Origin of the sequence: Bacillus ndiopicus (genome assembly GCF_000612805.1) — a bacterium.
GTDB classification, from domain to species: domain Bacteria; phylum Bacillota; class Bacilli; order Bacillales_A; family Planococcaceae; genus Metasolibacillus; species Metasolibacillus ndiopicus.
This window is the reverse complement of the sequence record NZ_HG964408.1, coordinates 123,303-134,192: the sequence shown is the minus strand read 5'-3', so window position 1 is coordinate 134,192 and position 10,890 is coordinate 123,303. Positions and strand designations below refer to the sequence as shown.

8 protein-coding genes are annotated in these 10,890 nt (G+C 36.1%); 3 read left to right on the top strand and 5 right to left on the bottom strand.

Annotation, left to right across the window (positions count from 1 at the left end):
• Positions 1–80: 80 nt before the first annotated feature.
• The gene (locus tag TY13_RS15845) at positions 81–914 is read left to right on the top strand and encodes a TetR/AcrR family transcriptional regulator (RefSeq protein WP_042478085.1); all 834 of its coding nucleotides are present in this window, start codon (positions 81–83) and stop codon (positions 912–914) included.
• Between the two features lie 110 nt (positions 915–1,024).
• Here the strand turns inward: TY13_RS15845 and TY13_RS15840 are convergent, their stop codons facing one another.
• Positions 1,025–2,194, bottom strand: a complete 1,170-nt coding sequence (locus TY13_RS15840; RefSeq protein ID WP_042478083.1) for an MDR family MFS transporter — start codon at positions 2,192–2,194, stop codon at positions 1,025–1,027.
• A 134-nt stretch (positions 2,195–2,328) separates the two neighbouring features.
• Between TY13_RS15840 and TY13_RS15835 the strand changes: the two genes are divergently transcribed.
• A complete protein-coding gene (locus TY13_RS15835) occupies positions 2,329–2,886 on the top strand; it encodes a flavodoxin family protein (protein ID WP_042478082.1) in 558 nt (185 codons plus the stop codon).
• A 228-nt stretch (positions 2,887–3,114) separates the two neighbouring features.
• Here TY13_RS15835 and TY13_RS15830 read toward each other — a convergent pair whose 3' ends face one another.
• Genes TY13_RS15830 through TY13_RS15815 form a run of 4 tightly spaced genes read right to left on the bottom strand, consistent with a single transcriptional unit; the run spans position 3,115 to position 9,609 of the window.
• Positions 3,115–6,285 (bottom strand): hypothetical protein, encoded by a 3,171-nt coding sequence (locus TY13_RS15830; RefSeq protein ID WP_042478080.1) that lies wholly within the window; start codon positions 6,283–6,285, stop codon positions 3,115–3,117.
• A complete protein-coding gene (locus tag TY13_RS15825) occupies positions 6,282–7,697 on the bottom strand; it encodes a glycosyltransferase family 2 protein (protein WP_195891710.1) in 1,416 nt (471 codons plus the stop codon). Before TY13_RS15825 ends, TY13_RS15830 begins: the two co-directional genes overlap by 4 nt.
• Positions 7,698–7,699: 2 nt before the next feature.
• Entirely contained in the window at positions 7,700–8,749 is a 1,050-nt protein-coding gene (locus TY13_RS15820; protein WP_230199463.1) for a HEAT repeat domain-containing protein, read from the bottom strand.
• On the bottom strand, positions 8,746–9,609 hold the full coding sequence (locus TY13_RS15815; RefSeq protein WP_230199462.1) for a response regulator: 864 nt from the start codon (positions 9,607–9,609) through the stop codon (positions 8,746–8,748). The genes TY13_RS15820 and TY13_RS15815 overlap by 4 nt, the downstream gene beginning before the upstream one ends.
• 259 nt (positions 9,610–9,868) lie before the next feature.
• Here TY13_RS15815 and TY13_RS15810 point away from each other — a divergent pair, with 259 nt between their 5' ends.
• Positions 9,869–10,858, top strand: a complete 990-nt coding sequence (locus TY13_RS15810) for a M23 family metallopeptidase (RefSeq protein ID WP_042478077.1) — start codon at positions 9,869–9,871, stop codon at positions 10,856–10,858.
• Positions 10,859–10,890: the final 32 nt, after the last annotated feature.

Genomic DNA, 10,890 nt, shown 5'->3' with positions numbered 1-10,890 from the left:
CCTTTCTTGACACTTTTTATTACAAATTCTATACTAATGACTAATCAGTCAGTTGTCAATTAAGAAAGGTGGTTAAAATTATGTCAAAAAAGCAACTTATTTTAGAGACGGCTGCACAGCTCTTTGCTACCAAAGGAATTGACGCTACTTCCGTTCAACAAATAACAGATGCTTGCGGCATATCAAAAGGAGCTTTCTATTTATCATTCAAGTCAAAAGATGAGCTTATTATTTCCATTATTGACTACTTTGTGAAAGATGTCGCTACACGAATTGACCAATCAGTCAATGAAGGTAAGAGCCCTGAGCAGAAGCTTTATAATTACTACTATCAAATATTTTCTATCATACAGGAACATATCACATTGGCCTCTGTATTTTTTAAAGAGCATACACAGTTCCTCAGTGAAGAGCTTATTCAAAAAATGGCACTTTACGACACGATGATGAACAAGCTTATTGAAAATTTATTGCTAGAGCTTTATCCTCAATCAGCGCAGCATATTTACGATTTAGCAATTATTATTAAAGGTTTTATTTCTGGCTACTCTGAGCATATGTTTCAAAAGGCCAACGCCTATCCATATGATTTACAGGCACTTTCCAAAAGTCTTGTAGAAAAAACTACGATTATCGCTACACATGCAAAAACTCCTTTTATAACAAAGGAGATGATTACTCTACATTCAACAGAAGAAGCGTTAATTACATTAGAAAACATTTTACAAGAAGCAAACATATTACATTCTTATTTGGATGACGGATTGCTACAGGATTCAGTAACGATTATCACTGAGCAGCTCCAATCCTCTCAACCACGTGCCGCTATTATGCATGGTATGCTTGCTAATTTACAAACTAATCCAGTTTGCAATTGGTTTTGTTATCTCGTTAAAAAGCATATTGAAAATTAGAGAAGGCTGTTGGAAAACTGGTTTGCACCTGCTTTTCCAACAGCCATTTGCATTTTATTTAAGTGCTTGCTGCTAAAAACAACGCTAATTTTTTGGTATTGAAAGTTTGCCTATGAAGGCTGAAACGCTCGTTTATAAAACGGAATGCTTATTAACACAAGCAACGCAATAATTAAAAATAGCTGTTCTTGAAAATGTATCAACAGCCAGCCACCTAAGACAGGCCCTATAAAACCACCAATATTTTTTAGCTGTGATGCGCCTAAATATGTTGCCTTCTGCGTTTCTGGTGCAATTTCTTCGATAACAGCATTCATCATAGGGAAAGTAAAAATTTCTCCTATTGTAAAAATAACAATCGCTACAATGAATAGCCATGCCGCATTCGCTATCCCAAACATTATTAAGCCAAGCGCAAAGAAAATGATGCCTGTAATGAGCGAAGTTAAAATTGAAACTTTTTCAGTCAACATGCTAATAGGTAACTGTAAAATTAAAACGACAACAGCATTTAATGAAATAAGTAATGAATATAATTTCACCCCATCCTCTAATTTTAATTGAATAAGTTGAGGTAACGTTGAATCAAACTGTGCATAACCTAGACCTATTAGTGTGCCACCAGCTAAAAATAATAATAATTTATAGTCAGAGAAAACAATGTGTAAAACGCTCTTTATATTTTGCTCATTTGTTAATAGCTTTTGGCGCATCTCATATTTATTCAATATAATAACCAAAAACAAGCCATAAACAATGTACATGATTCCTGTTATAACAAACGGAATAATAGGGCTCGCTAAAGTCGAAATCATAACCCCTACTAAAGGCCCTATTACAGCCGCAATATTAATCGCTGTATAACGCACTGAGAAAAGACGGCGTTTTTTATCATTGTCCGTAAAATCAATCATCAATGCCTGTGTGGCTGGCTCAAAAAAGGAGCGACATAATCCATTTAATGCATTTAAAAAGACAAAAAAAGCAGCAAGTGTCGTCAATGCAAATCCAAAAAACACACTTCCCCAAACAAATATCGTTATAATAATCACAATTTTACGCCCAAAGCGATCCGTTAAATAACCCCCTATAAAGCCTCCGAATGTCGCAAAAAGCGGGGCAACACCTACAGTAAAACCAATTAACATTGGTGATGCCGCATGTACATTATGTAAATAAATTGCCAAAAAGGGCATTGTCATAAAGCTGGCAATACGTGTAAAAATAGTTCCAAATAAAATAATCCACACAAGTGGATGAAAATAATATAATAGTTTCATTGAAGCATCCTTTCTGCTCAACTTGAAAATTTACTGATGATTTCGGCAATACAGAGTGTTTTTTAGCATATACTAAATTTATGTGAAAAGCTATATGTTTTTATTTCAATCAATAATTAAAAAGGGGTATGTAAATGAAGATTTTATTATTAACAGGTAGTACGAGAAATGATGGTAATAGTGAGCAATTGGCACAATTAGCATTACAAGGATTAACTTATGAAACAATTCATTTAAAAGACCTAAACATCAAGCCAATTGAAGATTTACGCCACACTCCTGAAGGATTTCATCCTGTCGATGATGATTATACGAAAGTATTAGAAGCCATTTTAAGAAGTGACATGCTCGTTTTATCTACGCCCATTTATTGGTACAGCATGTCTGGTACAATGAAGAATGTAATTGACCGCTTTAGTCATGCCATTCGAGATACGCGTTATCCAAATGTTACAGAGCATTTAAAAACAATGAAAGCAGTCGTTATTGCAGTAGGTGGAGATCACCCCCGCATTAAAGGCTTACCACTTATTCAGCAATGCCAATACACATTCGATTTTTTAAAGATGGAATTTTACTCCTATATTATTGGAGAGGCACGTAAGCCAGGTACAATTGCTGATGATAAGCAAGCTTTACAACAAGCTCATTACTTAAATGAACAGCTTAAGGCTTTACAAAGCGGAAAGTAACAAATAAAGTGAACCTTCAATCAATGGGGTTTTTACAGGCTGTTTGATCTCCCACTTTAACACCTTGATTTTATCTGCTGTTTTGAAGTGGTGGTCTGGTGCTCCTGCGGTTAGACGCTTCGCTTTCGGTACAACAAAGATTTGCTCCTACGGTTACTCGTCACAAAAGTACAGCCCGTTAATACAGGATAAGGGCTGCTGGAAAATCTCCAACAGCCCTCTCTATTTTTAATAATTGGCAAATAGCTTTTGCAAAATAAAGTACGATTGTTTTAAACGTTCATCCCATTTTGGCATTTGCCAAGTTTCCCATGTATAGGACGATAATGGACCTAGTTCCCCTTGTTGCACCTCAGGTAAAGAGTCTACTACGCGACCTTCATCATCAACAAAGACGGCTCCAATAAATATTTCATCCACTTTTACTGCTGCTTCAACACCATCTCGGTGTATATTTCCTATAAATTCGCGTTGACTTGGATCTTTTGATTGTATTAATAGCCACGGTAAACGTAATTCAATTACATCATCCTGTGTCCAAGCATAGTCAACAAGCGAATTATAATCCTCCGACTCTGGGTTAGCATTCCCCTGCATTAGTTTGCCTGTTTCATAATAGCTAAACTCAGTTGTAATCTTCTGCTGTGGTAAATAAAGCTCTTTGTTTAATACAAAATGAATAGGCGAAAATCTGCCACTGTTCATAATCGGCGTTGCTGTATGAGGTGGAATCATCTTTAATAAATGTCCATAAAAATAATCATAAAAATCATAGTATTCATCAACAACAACACGCGAATCTCCCTTTTTGTTTAGCTCAACAATAAAGTCGACTCCATTTGCAAATGCTACATCTTGAACAGTTGTTGCAAAGCGATTACCTTGTTCAGGTACTACATCTAATAAAATACGCGGTAAACCATTTTTTAAAACGTCGCCTTGCAATTTAATATATAAATATCGCTCATCATAATCAACTGCCATTGAAGCAGTTGATGAATCATACAAAGATGTCCCTTCCCATTCTTCGCTATTGCCATCCACTTTTATTTTTAGGCGATCAAAGCTAAGAAGACCAAATTGCTGCTCATTTGTTTGTGCATTAGACCAAAATGGACGGCGGTTTGGATCATCATAGTCCATCGTATTCCATGTACGCTTAAACCATTCATCCTGCCAAGTGAATACTAATCCTCCTAGCAAGCCCTCGTTCATAATATCTTCATACAAATGCTGCAAAGTTTCTCCCTGCTCTGTTTCAGACATAAAGCCTTGATTCCAGCCATAAACGTTTTCATGTGTCATACCACGTGAGCCCGGAATACCAAACTCAGCAATTAAAACTGGCATACGATGTGCGGCATGTAATTCATTTAAATATCCTGCATAACTATTTTTATTTCCTCGGAAATCAACATAGTTTAAATAGCCTTCATCGAAATTAAATAAATCTGGGTAATATGGGTAAACATGATAGGAAGCAAATTGTCCAATATCATTCATCAAATCTTTCGTATAAATAACGTTTGGATTTACAGCAACTAAATCTTCATCTTCTGAAGGCTCTGATGGGTGATCAAGTAAATCTGTTGTTACCCAGTTTGTAAAGCTCATTGGGCGCATCCAATTGTATTTTTCCTTCTCATACATTGTTACTAAATCCATTTGTTCTGCAAGCCAATACTCAAATGGTGAGGCATCCTTTGTTTCGAAATATGTGCCACTATATTGACCGATTGATGCATGTTTTTCATTTGTACCAACAACAACATCCGGATACCACTCAATCCCAAGTACCCAGCCAATTACATATTTTGAAATATCCGCTTCATATAAACCTGAAGCATGCCCTGGGCGAGGTTCTACATACTTATTGCCATGAATAACATCAACAATACGCTTCATCTCATTTTGGAAATCTTCCAACGTTTTTTCATCATACGCATCAAAGTTAGCTTCTAAGCCTTCCTCTTCAATCCATACCCCGTGCAGCACATAAAGTGGTTTGTCAGAATATTTTTCATTATAGCGCGCAAGTGCATTATAGAAGCCGGGTGGATGCAATGTATAAACACGTATTGTATTAGCATTCATATCCGCAATTTGTTTAAACCAACGGTAATATTCATCCTCGGTTATAGCTGCCTCTCCAGGGAATGCACCGGGTTTCCCCATCCCAAGATTGACACCTTTAAAAACAATCTGCTCCCACTTGCCATCTTTGAAAACTTCAAATTGTTCTCCCTGCACCCGTGCATTATAATAGGAGTCATCATTTTTCACTACTTTTTCAGTTTCTTTCTTTTCATAATTTGCAAATATTTTGTGCAACATTGGTACATAAATTGACCAGTAAAATGAGCGATCTGCAAATTTTTCCGCATATTTATATACAGTTGGCAAACCTTTTACTTTATAAAATGATGGTGCTTTTGAAATATCGTTGAAGTCACCAGCAAAATAATAGGAATTTGAAAAGCGTCTTTCTTTCCCAATGATTGCCGCAAATTGCAATGGGATATTATGCTTTTCAAGTAGCTCTTCCCCTTCTTTTGTCACACTCCATTTATAATTTGCGAGTACATCCTCTGAGTATTTCGGTGTCACTATATCAAACCAATACTCATAATTGGCACTAGCTGTCTTGCCTAAAAATTCTTTACCTTTATCAGATAATGCTACTTTTATACCCGCCTCATCTACATGTTTATCTAGCTCTAATACGACAAGCTCTTCTTGCCATTCATTTACAAGTAGAAAGCCTCCACCTTGATAATTCCAATCTTCACCATATTGATCAATAACCCATTGTGGGATATCCTCATTTTTACGAAAATCTAGCTCATCAAAATAGCGTCCAATCCATCCAGACCACTCAATGCCTAAATAAACCTGCATCTCATTTCTAACAGCTTCTGAGGTAGGTGACGCAAATGTATTATATTCAGCAATTAGCATGCTTTTTTTATCGCTCATTAAACGATTAACAATGTTTTTCCATTCCTCCGATGTTAAACCGCCAACAATTTTTTCAGTCCGTCGACCTAAGCGTCTTTCTGCCTGTAAATCATCCTCATACACACCATACGTGTCTGCTAAATAAATGACATCGTAATCACTATAGTCTGTAGGAAATTGCTTTTCTTGAATTTTTTTCGTCTCATCATTTGGAATCGTTCCAAAATAATCAGCTTCTGCATTGTATGGTTGCCCATCCAATTGGTATTTGTAATGGTTTAAAAACCATGTAATTCCTAAATGCTCCCGATAAGTTTCGTTTGGAACAGTTTTATCTAAAATTGCAACGCGAACTGCGTGATTATCTTCTAAATACCACCAAATAATTGGTGTAATCAAAATTAGCGCAACAATTACCATAACAAAATAAATTCGTTTCATGCGCCTTCCTCCTTGCCAGCAATACCTTGTCGTTTCATATTGCCCCAATCGCTTTTACCGAGGAAGAAGTTGATAATTCCTTCTAAGCGCCAAATAAGCGTTAACGGGCGATACCAGAATATTTCTGTAAACGATAATGCTGTCATGCGTAATAATTCTCGCGTTGAAGGATGACTATTCATTGTCCATGCCTCAAATATGATGGATGCAATCGAAAAGATGACACCGTAAATGACGAATAACAGCAACAAGGTTATCGCAATTTCGTAATATATATTTCCTAAGAAAAAGGCAAAAATAAGATAAATATAGCCTCCAAGCTCAATAATCGGCCCTAAACATTCTATTAACCAAAAATACGGAAATGAGATAAAGCCAATTAATCCGTACTTAGGATTCAATGTCATGCGTTTATGCTTCCATAAGCTTTCTAGCAATCCTTGGTGCCAGCGTCTACGCTGTCTACGCAAAACACCTAATGTTTGTGGTGCCTCAGTCCAACATACTGGATCTGGTACAAATTCAATGCGCTTTTTTTCGCCTTTTTCCTTTAATAAACGGTGAAGCTTAACGACCAATTCCATGTCCTCACCAATAACATTAGCAGCGTAGCCGCCAGCCTCTACTACCCACTTTTTTGAAAATACACTAAAGGCACCAGAAATAATTAATACTAAATTAAATCGGCTTAACGCAATTCGCCCCATTAAAAATGCCCTAAAATACTCAATAATTTGCATTACAACTAAATAGTTCGATGGCAAATTTGTTTCGTAAACAGAGCCACGTTGCATTTTTGCGCCATTTGCAATGCGCACATTTCCTCCAGCTGCAATTACTTCTCCATCTGATAAAATAATCGGCTTCATCACACGTAGCAGTGATTTTTCATCTAAAATGGAGTCGCCATCAATTGAACAAAAATACGGATATTGCGAAATATTAATGCCAACATTCAAGGCATCTGCCTTTCCACCATTTTCTTTATCCACTAAAATACAATTCGGATATATTTCAGATTGATAAATTTGCTTTACTTGTTTTGTCGGAATATCCATTTTTATAATTTGTTCTATTGGCTTCATTTTAAAATGCTTTATCACCGTCTCTAGTGTATTGTCAGTTGAGCCATCATTAATAATAATAATTTCCGTTTGTGGATAACGTAAATTTAATAATGAATAAACTGTATCTACAACGCCTATCTCTTCATTATACGCAGGGACAAGTAGTGAAATAGGTTTCGAATAAAATGCATCAATGTGTGCATCATCGTATTCGGAAGGGTCTAAACGATAGCGCTTTCTCATAGTTATCAAGGCAACTGTTAGCATAATACAGTAGGATGCGATAACGATGAACATATAAAATATAATGAGACTACCGAAAAACTTCATTATATAATCCACCATATTTATTTGCCCCCCTGCCTTCTCATAATCGTTTCTTGAGCTAATTCAACCGCGAATTGGTCATCAGCACTAACAATAAATTGTTGTAACATCTCAACTCCATGCCGGTCCTCAATAATTGTTTTCGCAGCTTGTGAACGTACCCACCAATTTTCATCTTGTATTAGCTGTTCTAAATACGTATAGGTGTATGATAATGGTGCATAGCGAAAAATTTTCGCAACCATTAATCGGACTTCCCACACTTCAGAGCTGACAAATGGAATATATGTTTCTATTTCATCAACAATACCTATTTCATATAGCCCTTTTAGAGCGCGAATTTTAATTTCTAAGCTATCATCCGCTAGCAATTCTTTTAATTTACTAATAAACAACATATTGCGTTTTACTGCTGCTGTATCAATAATTGCAAACTGGATGTTTTTATCATAATGATAAAAATTATCGAAAACCTGTGTAAAAATATTATCGGAAAGCAAAATAAATAAGCGTCGATATTCACTTTCTGAATAAGTAATTTGCACTTCATCTAGTTTCTCTAAAAATTTGCTTGGTTGTAATACAGAATATATTTTAAATAACTGGAAGTACTCCTCTTTCGAAATATTTCTCTTTTCAAAGCTCTCCAAATTATCCATAAGAGAATTGATTTTAAAATCCGCAATGCGATATAACGCGTTCATTCGGATACTCCAAAGCCGACTTTTTAAATCTTCTATATAAAAGTCTTTTAAATATACATTTGCAAAGTCCTGTATTTTCTTTTCAATCTCTGGGTGCTGAAGATTTTTCAAGTAAGATAAAAAAATTCTTTCTACTGCGGTTACTTGCGCCTTATTATGTGGTATAACCGAAGCAGATAAATCTGTATCTCGAATTAAAAAATCATACCAATCTCCAGTATATGCCTCCACATAAGCATCCCTTCTTCGATTAAATCGCCCTTCCTTATTATGCTGTATAATAATATAAAGCAAAAATAACAGTAACATAAAAAGCAAGACAGCAATAATCCACAATAAAGTTGAAATTTTTAATTCTATCATCATGGCCATAACCTCGCAAACGTGCGTTTAATTTTCGCTTCAATTAGGCGTAAATTAAATGGCTTAATAATAAATTCATCAACCCCACTCTCATATGCATTTAATGCCACCGCTTCAGAGTTGCGTTCAGACATCATGTAAATAATGAACTTATTCCCATTTGGCATCATTCTCAAACTATGCAAAAGCTCAAAGCCGTTTTTCCGAGGTAAAATATCATTTACAATAATTAAATGTGTATGGGCAGATTGATAGTTTCCTGATTGCCAAAAGCTATAGCCATCTTCATAAGAGGAAACTTCTAAGGAAAAATGAGGAACCTCTAATTGATTTATAGCCACTTCTAATACATGTCTAAAAATGTCGTTTTCTTCAATAATGCTTACTTTTACAAGCTCTGTTGGCGGCTGCTGATAATCGGTAATTTCTTCAATCACCCAAGCTTCATTTGAAATTTTGCTCAATATTTGCTCATTGGCAGTAATTAATGCATCGAAAGTTATGTTGTTATTTCGAATTTCTGTAATCGAGGCATTAATAGTTAGTTGTGGATATTCTTTTTTTAATATGTCAAATATACGATTTAAAAAGGCCCTTGCCTCTACTTCACCACTTTGTAAAAAGATTATACCCCAACCAGCATTATTATCTAACTGAAAGAGCAAGTCTGTTTTGCGCAATTTAGCCTGTAAAAATACAGACATTTCCTTAGCAAGCTCTTCTGTTTTATAGCCTTCTGATAATGTTAAAAAAATTGCAGTCATCGTTAAATGCGATCGAATAACGCTCTCACACATTACTGTAAAATATTTTTGTACTTCCTTTTGTTGCATTACGTTCGCTGATATCATTCGAGCTTCCACATCTTACCCTCCTTAAAATTTGTAATATTTTGCGCCACTTACAGTAACATACTCCACTACACAAAAACTAAACAACGTTTATTGCATATACAAAGTTCTCTGTACTTCTATTATCGTGTATACCTATTAATTATTTATAGTTAATTTATGATTAAATACTCAAATCCATATATTTATAAACATCCAATATAACTAATTACCTACTCATAACATCAAAAAAAGCGGTCATACTATACACATAGAACGGAGGTCATGTACAATGCGTAATTTTCCAATAATCGCGTTTATATTATTACTCGGAAGTTTGTGCGTAACTACAAATAGTAACGCACAACAAGCACTTTCACAAGATGAAATATACGCACAACGAATGTCCTATTATTATGAATTTGAAAGCCCAATTGTCCCATGGTATTACATCGCCGCAATCGACCAATATGAACGCAATATTCAAGCAGTGCGTAAAGATATAGCAACACGTGAAGGTATCATTTCCATACAATTCCCTTCGCATTTTTGGTCTGGCCCTCTTAATCCTTCCGCACAAGATACAGCACCTTCAACAATCGCTTATTTTGCTGGTAATGGACAAGATGGCAATAATGACGGCGTGGCAGATCCAGCGCAAGATGCAGATGTACTGCGCACGCTTATCAACTACTTGCACCAAGCTCACGCGACAGCTGGTACATTCCAAGCTGCATTAGAGGAATATTACGAAAATGATCAAATAATTAATCAAATCCATGTTATCGCAGGAGTTTATAAAAAATACAATACAGTCGCCTTAGCAGAACGAGCCTTTCCTATTCCAGTTCGTGCGAATTACAGCTATAAAGGTACTTGGGGCGCGAGTAGAGGCTGGGGTGGCAGAAGAACGCATGAAGGCACGGATCTATTTGCAAGCTATGGAACACCTGTCCATTCCACTTCATATGGGGCTATTGAAGTGATGGGCTGGAATGATTATGGTGGCTGGCGCATTGGCATTCGCGATGTGAATAATACGTATCATTATTATGCACATTTATCATCATTCCATCCTGATTTAGCTATTGGCGATATTGTAGGTCCTGGCACTGTCATCGGCTATGTCGGCAGCTCAGGCTATGGCAAGGAAGGAACATCTGGCAAATTCCCCCCACATTTACATTATGGTATGTATAAATTTGATGGGCGCAATGAATGGGCATTTGACCCATTCCCATCGCTGCTCATTTGGGAGCGCCAAGCTAAAAAAGGAGATTAAAAAAAGCACATGAAATTAAAGCTTTTCCCTTT